General features: G+C 60.8%; 9 protein-coding genes. 1 reads left to right on the forward strand and 8 read right to left on the reverse strand.

Annotation, left to right across the window (positions count from 1 at the left end; translation table 11 throughout):
* Positions 1 to 6: 6 nt before the first annotated feature.
* From IVB41_RS09755 to IVB41_RS09790, 8 genes are all read right to left on the reverse strand, one after another.
* Positions 7 to 1,389: a hypothetical protein gene (locus IVB41_RS09755; protein ID WP_247430361.1), complete on the reverse strand. Its 1,383-nt coding sequence runs from the start codon at positions 1,387 to 1,389 to the stop codon at positions 7 to 9.
* A 216-nt stretch (positions 1,390 to 1,605) separates the two neighbouring features.
* Positions 1,606 to 5,955, reverse strand: coding sequence for an RHS repeat protein (locus IVB41_RS09760; RefSeq protein WP_247430364.1), 4,350 nt, complete (start codon positions 5,953 to 5,955; stop codon positions 1,606 to 1,608).
* A gap of 356 nt (positions 5,956 to 6,311) precedes the next feature.
* Positions 6,312 to 7,517, reverse strand: a complete 1,206-nt coding sequence (locus IVB41_RS09765; RefSeq protein WP_247430367.1) for a glycosyltransferase family 4 protein — start codon at positions 7,515 to 7,517, stop codon at positions 6,312 to 6,314.
* 53 nt (positions 7,518 to 7,570) lie between these two features.
* Positions 7,571 to 8,773, reverse strand: a complete 1,203-nt coding sequence (locus IVB41_RS09770) for a glycosyltransferase family 4 protein (protein ID WP_247430370.1) — start codon at positions 8,771 to 8,773, stop codon at positions 7,571 to 7,573.
* 41 nt (positions 8,774 to 8,814) lie between these two features.
* Positions 8,815 to 10,020, reverse strand: coding sequence for a hypothetical protein (locus tag IVB41_RS09775; protein WP_247430373.1), 1,206 nt, complete (start codon positions 10,018 to 10,020; stop codon positions 8,815 to 8,817).
* Positions 10,021 to 10,265: 245 nt separating this feature from the next.
* Positions 10,266 to 11,420, reverse strand: coding sequence for a polysaccharide biosynthesis/export family protein (locus tag IVB41_RS09780; protein ID WP_247430376.1), 1,155 nt, complete (start codon positions 11,418 to 11,420; stop codon positions 10,266 to 10,268).
* Positions 11,421 to 12,190: 770 nt separating this feature from the next.
* The gene (locus IVB41_RS09785; protein ID WP_247430381.1) at positions 12,191 to 13,351 is read right to left on the reverse strand and encodes a glycosyltransferase; all 1,161 of its coding nucleotides are present in this window, start codon (positions 13,349 to 13,351) and stop codon (positions 12,191 to 12,193) included.
* An 82-nt stretch (positions 13,352 to 13,433) separates the two neighbouring features.
* The gene (locus tag IVB41_RS09790; protein WP_247430384.1) at positions 13,434 to 14,534 is read right to left on the reverse strand and encodes a glycosyltransferase family 1 protein; all 1,101 of its coding nucleotides are present in this window, start codon (positions 14,532 to 14,534) and stop codon (positions 13,434 to 13,436) included.
* Positions 14,535 to 14,812: 278 nt separating this feature from the next.
* Here IVB41_RS09790 and IVB41_RS09795 point away from each other — a divergent pair, with 278 nt between their 5' ends.
* On the forward strand, positions 14,813 to 15,832 hold the full coding sequence (locus IVB41_RS09795; protein WP_247430387.1) for an NAD-dependent epimerase: 1,020 nt from the start codon (positions 14,813 to 14,815) through the stop codon (positions 15,830 to 15,832).
* Positions 15,833 to 15,918: the final 86 nt, after the last annotated feature.

The following is a 15,918-nucleotide window of genomic DNA, read 5'->3' on the forward strand; positions in this document are numbered from 1 at the left end:
GAGAATTTAGAGTTTCAGCAGATTGCCGCTCCAGGCGATTGCCGCAGTGATAAATGCGGCTGCTGCCGCTTTCGCCAACAGCCACGGTAACGGCTCCGACGGCAGCAGCACGAGGGCCGCGACGAATGTCGCGCCGACGATTGCCGACAGCGCGAGTCCGGGCCTTGGATAAGCGCCGAAACGCAGAGTGGGGCCGCTTGCGAAGCCGATCACCAGCGCTGTGGCAAGTCCCGCGCTTAAAAGGGTCGCCGTCGAGCCGAGGCCGGCCGCTGCGCCGATGAGGATGAACGTCGCGATCAGCGCGAGCTGGCAGGCAGCGACGAAAATGAGCCTCATTGCCGCCTTCTCCAGGTGAGGGATCAGCGCCAGCGTCGACTGCAAATGCGTATGCAGGAAATAGAACAGCGCGACGCTCGGCGTCACCGCGATAAAGCTCGGCGCCAGTGCAGGCGGAACGAAGAGTCTGGCAGCGTCCGGTATGAACGCGATCAATCCGCCGAGCATGAGAGCCGTCGTACAAATCGCGAGGTCGAACAGGTCTGTGGCTGCCTCCTGCGCGGCCGCTCTTGTATCGTTGTCGAACCGCGCGACGACATCGGGATAGCTGATGGTGTGGATGGCGGAAAGTAGCACCGAGAACGGTCGCTGCAGGAGGTCGAGTGCCATCGAAAATCCGGCGCTGGAGCTGGAAGCGATGCCGAAACGGCCGATGATCAGGAAGCGGATCAGAATCGGGGCCGAGAGATGGACTACAGACGCTCCCGAGGCGAGCATTCCGTAACGGGCAAATCCAGACAGGTCCGAACGCCTGGTCTGCCGGGGCGACCAATTCAGCAGCTGGCGGTCGACGATCGAACCCGCGGCCAGTCCGAAGACATGGCCTGTGAGGAGGCCGAGCAATGCGGATTCCGCAGTTCCGTGCATCTTCGCGCCGACGACTGCACCCAGCACCAGAAATGTGGCCCGGCAGAACATCAGGACGGAAGCAGGCGCCAGCCGGCCGGAGACACGAATCGTCATGTAGTGGAGGTCCGTCGTCCCTTGTACGACGGTGACGGCGAGGCCGAGTCCGATCAAGCTCGCCGCTTCCGTCCGGGCTATCGCGCCACAGCTTGCGACGAGGGCCAGCGCGAAGGCGCTCAGTGCAAGCGCGCTGAACAGGGACGACCGCAGCCGGATCGTCTCGTCGCCATTGCTCGAGGACAGAAAGCGCTGGCCGGCGAGCTGAATCCATTCGAACGAGACCACCGCAGCAAATTGGCTGACGGCTATCATCAGGGAATATGTCGTGTATTGCGCCGGCTCGAGCAGATAGCCGAGCGCGAAGATCAGCAGGACCGCAGCGAAGCTTTGATAGAAATAGCTGGAGAGGGCGAGAAGTCGAACCATGATGTGACGGCTTCCGGCCGTTTCCCAGGCCGCCGGTCCGCCAGCGGCCTGCTCGGCGCACGATGATCGCCCATACGGGCCGTTCCAACCCCTTAGAACATGAGCCGAAGCGGCAATCAATCTCGGCCGATCCAGACCGCCGCTCACAAGGACCGGGGCGGCAGATTGCCGCCCCGGCTGGCCGATTTGAGCTCTTCCGTACGGGAGACCCGTGCGTCAGACAAACAGGAAGTTGCCATGGTCGAGGGTTTGCAGATTGATCCCCTGCAGGACAATCGAGTCGGTGGCCGAGAGCTGGATCACGGTGCTGGAGCCGCTCTGCGTCATCTGCAGGTGGCCGAAATCCGCAACCAGCGATTTCGAGATCTCGATGACGTCATGATTGGTCGCCGTGCCGGCGTGGAAGCCTGCCACGCTGTCGTTGCCGTGATCATAGACGATGCTGGTTGATCCCGGCGAGATCATGAACAAGTCGTTGTTGGCCGAACCCTGGACGGTCTGGCCGGCAGCAACGGCCGTCACGCTGTGCGTTCCGTTGGCATTCTGCATGTCGATCTTGAGCAGCGCGCCGCTGGCATCGCGGCTGTCGTGCTCGATCGCGCCCGGCTTGCCCGAGATGGCGAAGTTCCACAGATCGGCGCTGCCGTCGGCATGCTTGATGACCTCCGACGTCTTCACGCCGGTGCTGTCGTAGACGTCGGTGGTCTTGGTGCCGTCGCTGCTGATCACCTGCGTATAGTCGAAGGTGCCGTCGGCATGCAGCCTGGTATCGGTGAGCACCGTGCCGGCCGCGTTGGCGTGCTGGTATTCTGTGACGTAGCTCTTGCCGGTGATGTTGAAGAACGAGTTGTCGTGGGTGCCGTCGGCTTTGGTGACGTAGCTAGCGGTCTTGACGCCGGCGGAATACACGGTGGTCGAGGTCGAGCCGTCGGTGTTGTAGACGCTGTCGTTGGTCAGATTACCGCTGGAGTCGAACAGCTTGCTTTCCTTCCAGCCGTCGGTGTGAACGACATAGATCGACGCCGGGTTTCCGCCGGAATAATTCGTCGTCGTCGTGTCGCCGTTTACCGCTTTGGCGATCTCCTGGGTGAGGGCACCCGACGTGTTGTAGATGTCGGTCACACTCGATCCGTCGGCGTGGGACTGCACCTCGCTCAGCTTGTGACCGGTGCTATCGTAAACGTCGGTGACTTTGCTTCCATCGCTGTTGATCACCTGCTTGTAGTCAAGCGAGCCATCGGCGTGCATCCGGGCGATCTGCGTGACCACGCCGGAAGCGTTGCTATGTTGCGTTTCGGTGACGTAGGACTTTCCGGTAATGTTATAGAAGGTGTTGTCGTGGCTTCCGTCGGTGTTGGTGACGTAGAGGGCCATCTTGACGCCAGCGGTGTAGCTCGTGGTCGACAATGAGCCGTCGGTGTTGACCAGGGCGTCGGTCGCGAGCTTGCCGCTGCTGTCATAGAGCTTGGTCTCTTTCGAACCGTTGGCATTGACGATGTAGACGGATGCGAGGAGCGATCCGTTGTAGTTGGTAGTCGTGATCGACCCGTCGGTCTTATGAACGACGTCCTTCAAGAGCTTGCCCGATGTGTCGAACGTGTCGACTGTCGTGGTGGTCGACGTCGAAATGGTGACGCTGGTCTTGCGGCCTGCGGAGTCGTACAGCGTGGTGACCTTGCTGCCGTCGCTGTTGATCACCTGGACATAGTCGAGCGTTCCGTCCGCGTGCTTGCGGGTGTCAGTCGTCACCTTGCCGGAAGCGTCGACATGCAGCGTCTCGGTGACGTAGGACTTTCCGGTGATGTTGTAGTAGGTGTTGTCGTGGGTTCCGTCGGCATTGTTGACATAGAGGACGGTCTTCACGCCGGCAGAATACACAGTCGTCGAAGTCGATCCGTCGGTGTTGTAGACGGTGTCGTTGGCGAGCTTGCCGGCGGCGTCGTACAGCTTGGTTTCTTTCGATTCATTGGCGTTGATGATGTACGCCGCTGACATGAGGGAGCCGTTGTAGTTCGTTGTCGTCATTGAGCCGTCGGGTTTCTGGACGACCTCCTTCACCAGCTTGCCCGCAGTGTCGAACGTGTCGGTCGTAGTGGCTGCCGAGGTAACGGTGACCAGATTGGTCTTGCGGCCGACGGAATCGTAGAAGGTCGTGACCTTGCTGCCGTCGCTGTTGATCACCTGGCTGTAGTCGAGCGTGCCGTCAGCGTGCTTGCGGACGTCGGACGTCACTTTTCCGGCCACGTCGACATGCAGGGTCTGGGTGACATAGGTCTTGCCGCTGATGTTGTAGAACGTGTTGTCGTGGCTTCCATCCTTGTTATTGAGGTAGAGCGCCGATTTGACGCCGGCAACGTATGTCGTGGTCGAGGAGGATCCGTCTTTCGCGACCTCGGTATCGTTGATCATCCGGCCGCTGGAATCGTACAGCTTGGTTTCCTTCGAGCCGTCGGCTTTGGCGATATAGACCGATGCCAGCACGGTTCCATTGTAGTTCGTGGTCGTCACGGTGCCGTCGGCCTTCTGCAGGACCTCCTTCACGAGCCTGCCAGACGTGTCGAAATTGTCGGTCGTGGTAGCTGCCGAGGTGACACTGACCAGAGCGGTCTTGCGGCCGGCGGAATCGTAGAAGGTCGTGACCTTGCTGCCGTCGCTGTTGACCACTTGGCTGTAGTCGAGCGTGCCGTCGGCATGCTTGCGGATGTCGGACGTCACCTTTCCGGACGCGTCGACATGCAGCGTCTCGGTGACGTAGGACTTGCCCGTGATGCCGTAGAAGGTGTTGTCGCGGCTTCCGTCCTTGTTATTGACGTAGGAGGCCGTCTTCGCCCCGGCGGTATACAGCGTGGTCGACGAGGATCCGTCCTTGTTCTGGGTCGTGTCGTTGATCACGCCGCCGGCGCCGAATGTCTTCGTCTCCTTGGAGCCGTCGGTCTTGACGACGACTTCCTGAGTGACGACGCCAGCCTTGTAGCTGAAGCTGTCGGTCGAACCGTCCGCATTGACCGTGACCTTGCTGGTGGCGACGCCGTTGCTGAAATTGGTCGTCGTCGCCGCGGTCAGAGTGCCGGAGGAATTGAAGACTTTGGTGAGGCTCCAGGTGCTGCTCGAGGTCGTGACGGAGAACGAATAACCGCCCTGAATCGCCGCCAGCGCCTTTCCGTAGTGCGAGATGATGTAGCTCATCGTCGCTTCGGACGCGACTGGCAGGACGTGCGTATCCGTCAAGGTGATCGTCTTCAGCGTGGTCGACGCATCCAGGTCCGATAATTGGTCGACGATGTCGGCCGCCGTGTCGCTGACGTTCACCAGGCTTTCGGGAGGAGTTGCTGCCTTTGCCGGCGCGTCGATCTCGATGACTAGAGGATGATCGCTGAGCGGGAGAACGATCTGGCTGACGTCGGTATAGGTAGCGATCGGCGCCGTGCCGCTCATCGGATCGTAAACGATTACCGAATGATGAACGCCGCCAAGATTCACGGTGACCGGATGGGTGGCGACCGAAATCTCGCTGTCGGTCGCATCGTCCCAAATCTTCGGCTCGGCCCAGACCACGACGTCATAGGCGCCATTGCTCTTGGTCAGCACCATGCTGTTACCGGAGGCAGGGAGCCCCGATAGCGAGTAGCCGAGCTGCGCCGTCGGCGTTTGAGCGCCGGTGGCGTCGTCGGCGAGGATGGAGGTCAGGTTGTGGATCGCGGTTGCAGCCAATTTTGGCGTGCCGTCCGCATTGAACAGCCCCATGTTCTGGCCGGGATCGTTCTTGGCGGCACTCGAGTCGTGATCGAGCATCTCATAGATATAAGTGGTGCTGACGCCATCCTTGAAAGCATCGACCAGAGTGTTGAGGATCGACTTGGCCTGAACCGTCTGATCGACGCCGAGGTAGGGAGCGCTCTTTATCGTGCTGTAGCCGGTCTCCGTGATGACGACCGGTTTCCCCGAGGCGACCGAGCCGGCCTCGCTGATATAGGTCGCCAGAGCCGCGGCCGCAGTGATGTAGGTGCCTGCATAGGCGTGAGAGTTCGCGAAGTCGGTGTAAGCGGTCAGGTTCCCGAGCTTGGCGTAGTCGTTGGTGTCGGTGTAGCCGAGCGAAAGATTATAGACCGAAACACCGGACAGCGTCGCGTCGCCCTTGATCGCGGTGTAGAGCGCTATCTGAAATTTTGCAGCCGCGGAGACGTCGGAGCTTCCGTTGTAGGAGAACGGCTGGGTGTTGGCTTCGTTCAGGCCTTCCACGGCGATCAGGCTGCCGGGATGAGCCTTCACGAAACTGTCCAGTTGCTTGAGATAGTTTGCGAGGCCGCTGGAACCGGTCACTGGCAGGTTGGAAGAGACAATCAGATCGAACTGGTACCCGTCTGCCGCGAGTCCGTTCATGACCGGACTGCTGCCGGGCGACGTCGCGAGCGCATCGCGCAGCTTGGTCACGCCGAGATATTTAAGATCATCCTCCATGAGGGCCAGGTTGTTGTAACTCCCCCACGAATAGGCGACGTGCGTGTTGACGCCGATGGATCCAGTGAAGGAACTGGCCGAGTGAAGGGTCTGATCAACTGAAGACATGGTCATCTGCGGCTCTGCATGTGAGATTAATTGCGTCGAGCAGTAACCCTCGACGTTTGTGTTTCAGGTTTTTTATTCCGATAAAAGTCGACACATCGCGGGCTTTGCTCGCGATGCATTTCGTCGACTCGCTTGAGCGCGTGATTAACCGCTGTAGATGTCAGCCGTGTGCGTGAAGGATGTCACCAGCGAGGCGCGACGCTGTTTACTGCAACGTTTGTTGTGCAAGCTGCGCGTTGCGTGGGCAATGTCCCGGAGTTCCACGGGGATTGCGCGATTGTCTTAACAGGTTGCAAACCAGCGTCACGACAATCGGACACGAAAATGACGGTCGATGCTTGACCGTCAATCCATTGTCATGCCGATTGCCGGCCCGCGACGAGTCCTTCGAACAGATGACGGTACTCGTCGACGACGCTTGCGAAGGTATACGGGCTCGTCTGCAGTGACATTTGCTTAACCATCGCCGCGATCTCGTCCGGCTTCGACAAGAGTTGTCGGATGCTGTCCGCAAGCGACTGCGGATCCGGTTCCGTGAGCCACCCCATCGCGCCCCGTGCGACGGCCTCCGGAATGCCGCCAAACCTCGTCCCGAGAAAGGGTTTGCCGGCGGCTCCCGCGTCGGCGACGACGATGGGACCCGGCTCCTCCCAGATCGGCGGGATGACGACGATGTCGATCTGCTCGTAGAATTTCTCCGGTGCGACGAAGCCGAGGAACTCGATCGTCGCGCGCGGTGCCAGTTCCCGGAGTTCGCGCCTCATTTCGTCGCCGGCGTGTCCGGCGATGACGAGGCGGACGGAGCTGGGTGGCAACATCCCCACGGCCTTTGCGAGGTTGTAGATGCCTTTTTCCTCGGTCAGTCGTCCGATGAAGCCCAGCCTCAGGATGTTCGAGGGAGGAAGGGTCGAGGGCGCAACCGGCGGGAGCGCCGATGCATGCCGTATGACGGCCCGCGTCTGGATGTCGGCGAACAGTCCGAGCTCGGTGTGGATGTCGAGTATCCGCTGGCTCACGCCGATGACGGCGCTCAGCTGTCCGGTCGCTCTGCGACGGTTGATGGTCAGCAGCTTGCAGCTGAAACAGGTGTGCTTGCATGCCCGGCCGTTGGAGAAGCGCGAGCACCGGGGGCAGGTGAGATAATAGTCGTGCAGCGTGTGGGCGATCGGAACGCCCCGGTCGAACGCCGCCTTCCAGACCGCCGTCGTCAGACCCGAAAGGTTGTTTGAATGCAGCAGATCGGGCTTGAAGGCATCGATGCGCGCCCCGACCACGTCCACCGTCCGCTGCCAGTCTTCGATGGCGTGCCAGACGCCGCGTGCGGGCGCGCTCCGCTGTTCGGTAAACGGCAGATAGATGTTTCGGCTAGGCGCGGAATAGACGTCGACGTCGTTGTGTCGCTCGGCCTTCTGGTCCGGAAGGGATGCGGCGCGAACCACTTCAATCTTATCGCCGCGCTCGACCAGACTCTCGACCAAGCGCCGGACGAATATTTCTGCGCCGCCGACGACCTTTGAGGCCTTGGGCGTCGGATAGAGCGATGAAGTGACGAGGACCTTCATTAATAATGTGTCTCAATATCCATTGTGGCAGCAGTGCTTGCAGCTTTTCGCCTTTATTCTTGTGAAGATGTCCCAGGCTTGCGGGCGTACATCTCCAGGTATTGTCCTGTGATCGTCTCCGGGGTGAATTTCTCCGCAAAATGCGATCGGGCAGGTGACGTCTTCTTCCATCGAGCGGTGTGGCGAATGGCCTCCTGCATCAGTTCGGCGAGCCGCCGGTGGTCGTGCGGCTCGTATTTCCCTACAAGATTAGAAAACTCCGAGATCTCCGGTATTCCACCGGCTGTGGAACAAATTGTGGCCTTGCCGGCGCCGATCCCCTCGATCAGCGTCCGGGGCAGCGGCTCCGGCCAGACCGAGCTGATCAGGCAGACGTCGACGCCGGCGTAGAAGTCCGCGGACTTGGTGAATCCGAGCCATTGCACGCGATCATTTCGGCAAGCAGCCTTGATGTCTCGCACATAGGCTTCCAGGCCCCTGCCGGCGATCTTGAGTTGCCAGCCGGTATCGGGAAGCAGCTCCGTGGCCCTGAGGACGACATCGATACCCTTCTCGGGCTCCAGGCGTCCGATGAAGCCGAAGATGAGGTCCTCGCTGGCCGGCCCGGGCGTGGCGGCGAGGTTGGTCGTGTCGGCGATATTGAAGATGACGCGGCCGGGGATCTTCGTGAAATAGCCGGGCTCGAGGTGGCGATCCAGCACGAACTGGCTGTTGGAGGTCACCGCGTCGACCATGCGCGACGCGCGGCGATATGGCGTGGTCATCGTGGCGCAGGCGGTGCAGCGGCGCATGCATGTCGAGCCCGCTCGAAACAGCGTCGATCGTTTGCAGATCAGCGAATAGTCACGCAATGTGTGCACAATTCTTATGTTGCGACGTTTGGCTTCCGACCACAGCGAGACGGAAAAGCCGGTCAGGTTATTAGAGTGGACGACATCGGGCTTTTCGATGTCGAGAATCTCGGCGAAGCGGGCGGCGGCCTTGCGATTCCAGGTATCCTGCAGGTGCCACTTCAGGCGCTGGATAGAGGAGGGCTTTGCGTCGCGGCCAAACGGCCAGTAGTCGTTGTCCAGCGGCACGCGGTAGACGCGCACGCCGTTGCGCTCGTCAACCGACAGCGCCTGCTCGTTCTGAAGACAGACGACCGACACCTGGTGGCCCTGCTGAGCCAGCGCCTCCGCGAGCAGCGACACGGATACTTCGGCACCGCCGATGATCTCCGGCGGATACAGCGTGTTGACGATGAGAATTCTCAAGAATTGCCTCGGATTAGCCGACCGCAGCCGTCGTGACAGCCTCAGTTAGCCGGCCTGATCTCGAAATCAAGTGCGGCTTGCCCCTTCGCGGTGACGAGCAGCGGCGTGGTCGATAGCTCCGTCCAGGCGCCGGGAGCGGATCCTGGCCCTTGCTGGCAGACGTGGCTGATCTCGGCATTCGGTTCTGCCCCTTTCAATCGCACTTCAAAACGCTTGGTCGGACTTTCCGACCAGAGCGCCGCCTTCGTTTCCGACCCACCCTGGCTGCGGATCAGCACCACGCCGGGAACGGGCTTTGTTCGTTCCGCCGTCCGGCTCTTGCGAATGAATGCCCAGCTTTCGCGAATGGAGCATACGGCGGGCTTCGGCGAGTTGTCGAAATGATGGATTCCGAAATTGTGCTCGAGCTCGGTCAGTTTGGTGCCGCTGTCCTTGAGCTCATAGATCCAGATTCCCTTCAGCCATGGTCCAGCCGTCGACGACCACAATATCATCTGCGCCATGTTGTCGGCGGAAAGCTGCTCGTTCACGCTGCACTTGGCTTCGCCGGTCGGCCAGCCGGTCTCAGTCAGGTAGACCGGATAGTTGGGATTGCCTGTCGCCTGAGCCACCCGTTGTTGAAACGTCTCGAGGCGCTGGATCGCTTCCGCCGCAGTGCGCCCGGCAGGCGCCGCGCAGTGATTGTAGATATGGATCGATATGCCGTCGGCGATCTTGAGCAGATCGGTCTTCAGCAACGCATCCGTCCATTTGAACCCCGGATCGTCACCGAGCACGCCAACCACGAAGGGGGCCAAGGGGACCGCACGCTTCACCGCCGGTTGCACCGCCTTGGCGAGTGCAACGTAATTCTCCACGTTGAAGTCCGGGTTTCTGCGCGCGCCGAGGTTATATTCGTTCCACATCTCGAAGATGGGCCGCTGCGGCGCCACCGATAGCGCAGCCGCGGTTGCGTAGTTGACGAACCGCCGCCGCGCTTCGTCCGTCGTCGGCGGATCGGAATTGGGCACGAGGTGGTGGCCGAAGCCGAGAATGAGCACGGGCCTTCCGACGCCGGACTTGACCTGGGCCTCGAGGCGGCCGAGCTGCGGGTTGAAGCCGAAAGCATGGCCGGGAATCTCGAAATCCGACCAGGGAAAATCGTCACGGAACGAGGTGACGCCGAGTTCCTTCAGTTGCTTTACGGCAATGGAGGGGACATAGCCGCGCCCGCCTATGGGGCCGCCGAGACCCTGGTGCGTGCCCATTCCCAGCAGAACTCGTTCGTCCAGGGGCTGCGCATTCTGAGCACCGGCGGGAGACAAGGCTGCGCTGATTGCCGCAACCAGCGTGGCAGACAGCACCCGTAAACCACGCAAGACAGGTCTGGTCGGTTCGGTCACTCTCGTTCTCCACATTGGCCCTCAACTGGCCGAACGAACTACCTCCGCCTTATGGTTCGAATTGGGCGAAGCTGCCGCTCCAGGTCATGTGCGGCAGCTCACCATAGCGGTTACTTCACATTCACGATGACCGAGCTGATATTGTCCGCATTGACGCTTGCCGCATTCAGCGGGTTCATGAGCTTGACGAATTCGGTTGATGGCGATTCCGCGACAGAGATCACGTCGTGGTCGCGCATTCTGAAGGTATCCGCCTGGAACCAGCCGTCGGGCTTGCTCATGTCGAACTTGTAGACGGCCGGAACAGTCTTGGTCGGAAACTGGGAGACGTCCACGCCGATGCGCTCCAGCAGCGGCTTGGGCTCGAAGCGATAGACATAGATCGACTTTGAATCGGCGCGGTTGCTGTCGAGACCGCCGGCCTTGGCCAGCGCCTCGGCGAGCGACATGTTGTCGTTCTCGAATGTGAAACGACGGTTGTTGGTGCCTCCGATCGATCCCGGCGACGGAGTCGATCCAAACGCCATGTACACCCTGGGAATACGGGTCAGGAACACCACGTCACCGGGAGTGAGCAGCACGTCCTCGTTGGGGTGATGCACGACCGAGGACATCGACCCGCTGTAAGTGCGGCCCTCGCGCTTGATCGTGATCGTGCTCTCGTAGGAGGGGTATTTCGGGCCGCCAGCGCGCGCGATGGCGCCCAACAGGCGAATGCCACCCGGGTCGACCGGAAAGCGCTGCGGCGAGTTGACTTCGCCCAGCACGCTAATCTGGTTGCCGCGCTGCTCGGCCACGCTCACGACGGCCTGCGGGTCGATGGCGCGGTCCTTGAGGCGCTCGCGGATGATGTTTGAAACGGCGCGCGGCGTCAGCCCGGCGACCTTGACCGACCCGGCGTAGGGAATGTTGATGCTGCCGGACTGGTCGACCTGCTGCCGCGGGATATCGACGAAGTTGCCCGGCCTCACGCCCGCTTCGCGCGGAATGAATAGACCGCCTGCCTGCGCTTCGTAGACGGTCACGGTGACGATGTCACCGATGCCGATCGTGACGTCGCGATAATTGCCGCCGGGAAGGCGGGAGAACACCATTCCGGAGGAATCCGTGAACGCGTTGGTCGCCTGGAGGATCGCCGGATTGACCGGCATCAGCGCATAGGCAAGCGGTGCGGTCGGTTCGGTGACGAGCGCAGCATTCGTGTGCGTGGCAACGGCATCCGGAGCATCCAGCGGAATAAAGCCCGCGCAACCCGCAAGCGACATGCTGATCGCAGCAACAGCCAGGATTCGGCTAATCCCGAATTCTAAATTCGAACGTTCGGTTTTAGCCACCACTATCCCTCATACTCACCTAAAATCGGAATCACCGTACAAATCCCGTGCTGCGGAGTCACTGCTGCGTCTTCGACTTTATGGTAAAGCACTTATGGCTGTGACCTTATTGCAACTCGTGAACCGTGATTCACGTGCAACTCGCTGTTCAAAATTTGTGCTGAGCGCGTCCTCTTTAATAAGCAGTTCGCAAGCCCGACATACACGTGTCAGATCGATGTTACAATTGAGGCCGCCGTCGCACTTGTGAGCAGCCTGCAGCGATCGACCTGCACATGCGATGATATCGTTGCTGGATGACGTCGTCGTAAACTTCAAGTAGTGGATTCGACCTTCAATTACCCTGCGTTATGTTTCGTGGTCTCCCTGCGGCGGGGAACACGTCCGAGCGGAAGTCACTCCGGTTCATCGGAGCGATATTTCTGCGACGGGATTCCGCCTCCGTTAACGCTTAGATTTGGAAGCTGGCGTCACGCTGGCATCCGTAAGGTCTTCCTAATCCCGATCCGGCTAGTGGTCGGTCAACAAAAAGGGAAGGCGAAGACGATGTTGCACACCGGATCACTGCTGTTCGCGGCGGGCTTTCTCACCTGCGCAATGGTCGTCATGTTTGCAGTCGCGTGGTCATTTTCGGACAACCGCGTGACCGACGGCGACCTCACGTAGGACGATGCCCGCCGGATGGCTTGATCGGCCGATCGCTACGATCGCAGATTGTTCGGGAAATCGGACCGCAGCTCCGCCTGCTGTCCGGACTCGCTTGTCCGCACATGCAGGACGTCGGCATAGACCTGGCTCAGGGTGCGGTGGGTCTGCTCGATGTCGTAGAGGCGGGTGAAGCGCTCGTATCCGGCCCGGCCGACCGCAGGCAGGTCCAGTCGGGTCGCGCGCTGAAAGCCTTCCGTCAGCTTTTCGGCGGAGACCTCGTCGCACAGCACGCCCGTCGCACTGTCTTCGACGATCTCCGGCAGAGCGCCCACGCGGAACGCGATGATCGGCTTGGCCGCCCGCATCGCCTCGATGGCGACCAGGCCAAACGCTTCCCAGCGTGATGGGATCGCTATCATGTCGGCCTGGTCAAGCTCGGCCTCGATCTGGCTGCGGTTCATCCAGCCCAGAAACGTGACATTGGCCGGCAGGTCGCTGCGGCGGAATTTGCTGACGACCGATGCGCCGATGAGGCGCACGTCGAGCTTGTCTCCGAGCGCGCGCGCCGCCTCGATGAGGAGATCGTACCCCTTTTGACGGTCGAGGCGTCCGATGAAGAGGACCTTGATCTTGTCCGATCGCCACGGCGTTGCCCCCTTGTCGAGCACGGGACGCTGTTTGGAAATCCCGTTGTGCACAAGAACCAGGCGATTCGCCGCGATTCCGACCTGCATGGCATCCGCCCGCTCGCTTTCCGAGATGCAGACGATGCGATGGGTGAGCTTCGACAGCACGCGCTCGGTGAACTTCGTGACTTCGCAGCTGAGGCGGCCGGTCTCGCGGCCGAAGGCCCATCCGTGCGGGCAATAGACGATGCGCGAACGCCGATAGGTCAGCCACAGCACCGGGCGCACCACGAGGCCTGCGAACGACGAGTGAAGATGGATGATGTCGGGTCGAAGCTGCCGGACCGCGCGCATCGTCGCAAAAAGCATGTGAAACAGGCCGACCGCATTACGGCCGTCGCGCGGAAACGTGGTGACGGCATCATCCTCGATGTTCACCAGATCGTCGCGATGGTCGGACGGAACGACATAGTTGACGTTTCCCCGGCCGAAGCTCTCGCTCTGGTGCGGATGCAGCTCGTTGAGATAGGTCGCGATGCCGCCCCTGACCGTTTCGGCGATGTGCAGAACTTTCAGGCCGCTGGACAACGGTCGTTCCTTCCTTGTCTTGCAGGCGCTAGATTTTGCGGACGCACGTCTAACGCCTCCAAGCAGCAATAATTGGGCCGCGTCATTGTTTCGGGCCGGATGCGGGTTTGGCGAGGAATTCGAGCATCGATGCGGCGGACTTGGCCCAGGAATATGTCATAAGGCGCTTTCGCTGCTTCTCTTGTTCCGTGGGCGAAATCCGGCCAAGTTCAATTCTTTCGCGCATCCGTGACGACAACTCGTCTGCGTTGAGCGGGTCGAAATAGGCGGCGGCGTCGTCGCAGGTCTCGCGCACCGCATCGGCGGACGTCGCGATCACCGGGCAGGCGAAGTACATCGCCTCAAGGGGCGGTATTCCGAAGCCTTCGTAGAGGCTTGGAAACACGAACGCCGCGGCCCGGGAGAACAGTGCCGCGATCTCCTCGTCCCTCAGCCGCCCGGCGATGATGACGCCAGCCTTCCATGCGGCGGCTGCGCCTCCAAACACCTTGCTGTTGTCGCCGCCAACCACAACCAGCGGAAAATCGGCGCGGCCAAGCCGCTCAGCGGCGCGAATGGCGGTATCGACATTCTTGTTCTTCGTCATCGAACCTACGAAGAGGAAGAACTGGTGAGGCGCAAGATGCAGCGTGTCGATGATCGAGAAATCGGGCGCGACGGTGGCGAAATGTTCTGCGCTGTTCGGGATAACGGGGATCGACGCCGGATCCAGCGACAGTGCTTTGGCGAGTTCGTTGCGTGAAAACGCGGAAACCGTTGCGATCGTTGCTGTGTGTGCCAGCAAATGACCGAGCGTCCGGTGCAAAGCGAGGTAACGCCAGCTGAAGAAGTCCGGCCGCCGGAAGACCTGCGCGTCATGAATCACGACGAGATGATCGCGGTGGAGGACGGGGCCGGAATTGGCGAGGCTGACGAGGCGTGTGCCGGCAGCTGCGCGCGCCAGGTCGACCTGGTCCCACGCGTGCCCCTGCAACGATCCGACCTGCTTGATGGCGATGCGGCGAAGGCCGGCGAGCGTTTGCGCATTTGGCGGCGCCAGGATTTGCCACTCTGCATCCAGCAGTTGCCGCGGAGCCTCTCCGCTCGCGAGCAAGCCGTCCATCGCCTTGACGATTTCTGCGGCGTAGCGTTGCACGCCCGTTAGCGACTGTGACAGGAACCTGCCGTTGATGGAGAGTTTCAAAGCCGATCTTTTTCTTTGCGGATTCTGCGGGTGTCTTACGCGAATGTTGCCTCAGGACTAAGCATTCGCGCCGAATATACGATCTATCACGTGTAGCACATGTGGCGCTATCGTTCGAACGTCCTCGTGGGCGGATAGCATGCGAGGATGCATGACACCATCATGTTTCCTACACATTTCGATGCGCTTACATGGATGCGCTCGGTTTGATGATTGTCGTGATCGTTCAACCTTGTCTCTCATGTCCTGATCTGGCATTGCTTCGCGGAATGAACGAGATGACAACTTTTCGGCCAGTGATCGTTACCGGTGCTGCCGGCTTTATCGGAATGCACGTTTGTGAACGGCTGTTGGCACGTGGCGAACAGGTTGTTGGCATCGATGCCCTCACGCCATATTACGATCCGGCGCTGAAGCGTGCGCGCCTCGCAACGCTCGAGCACCGTCCAGGGTTCAAATTCTACGAGATCGATCTTGCAGACTTCGCCGCGGTGACGCGTGTGTTCGACGAGGTCTCGCCCGATCGCGTGGTGCACCTTGCGGCGCAGCCTGGCGTGCGCGCGTCGATCGACGATCCCATCACCAGCATCCGCGCCAATTGTGACGGCTTTGTCACCGTGCTCGAAGCCGGCCGGCGCCACGGTCTGGCGCATCTCGTCTACGCCTCGTCGAGCTCCGTGTACGGCGCCAACCGCACCTTGCCGTATTCGACCGAGCATTCGGTCAACCATCCCGTCAGCCTCTATGCCGCGAGCAAGAAGGCCAACGAGCTGATGGCGCACACGTTCGCGCATGTTCACAAGCTGCCGGTGACCGGTCTTCGCTTCTTCACCGTCTACGGTCCGTGGGGCCGGCCCGACATGGCCGCCTGGCTCTTCACGCGCGCGATCTTCGCGAACGAGCCGATCAAGATTTTCAACAACGGCGATATGTGGCGCGATTTCACCTATGTCGACGACATCGTCGAGGGCGTGATCCGCACCCTCGATCGGCCCGCGACGCCGAATCCCGCGTGGAACGCCGGGCAGCCGGAAAACTCGTCGAGCTACGCGCCCTATCGCGTCTACAACATCGGCAACAACCGTTCCGTCAAACTGATCGAGTTCGTCGATACGCTCGAGAAGATCATTGGCAAGCCGGCGATCCGCCAGCTCTTGCCGATGCAGGCCGGCGACGTCCTGGAGACGCGCGCCGACATTTCCGCGCTCCAGCGCGACGTCGGTTTCTCGCCTTCGACGTCAATCGCGGACGGCCTCGGCCGTTTCGTCGAATGGTATCGGAAGTACCACCGGGTCTAATCTCGCGACCGGCGGCACCTGCGGGCCGCCCGGGAACGCTGGTTCTTGCGCTGGTTGTTGCGCTTTTGGTCGCTGCCGACCTTGTC

This window comes from Bradyrhizobium sp. 44 (assembly GCF_023073095.1).
Classification (GTDB): domain Bacteria; phylum Pseudomonadota; class Alphaproteobacteria; order Rhizobiales; family Xanthobacteraceae; genus Bradyrhizobium.

Excerpts from the sequence above, each read along its gene's own strand:
- IVB41_RS09755 (WP_247430361.1), bottom strand. The coding sequence starts at position 1,389 with ATGGTTCGACTTCTCGCCCTCTCCAGCTATTTCTATCAAAGCTTCGCT.
- IVB41_RS09760 (WP_247430364.1), bottom strand. The coding sequence starts at position 5,955 with ATGTCTTCAGTTGATCAGACCCTTCACTCGGCCAGTTCCTTCACTGGA.
- IVB41_RS09765 (WP_247430367.1), bottom strand. The coding sequence starts at position 7,517 with ATGAAGGTCCTCGTCACTTCATCGCTCTATCCGACGCCCAAGGCCTCA.
- IVB41_RS09775 (WP_247430373.1), bottom strand. The coding sequence starts at position 10,020 with ATGGGCACGCACCAGGGTCTCGGCGGCCCCATAGGCGGGCGCGGCTAT.
- IVB41_RS09780 (WP_247430376.1), bottom strand. The coding sequence starts at position 11,420 with ATGTCGCTTGCGGGTTGCGCGGGCTTTATTCCGCTGGATGCTCCGGAT.
- IVB41_RS09795 (WP_247430387.1), top strand. The coding sequence starts at position 14,813 with ATGACAACTTTTCGGCCAGTGATCGTTACCGGTGCTGCCGGCTTTATC.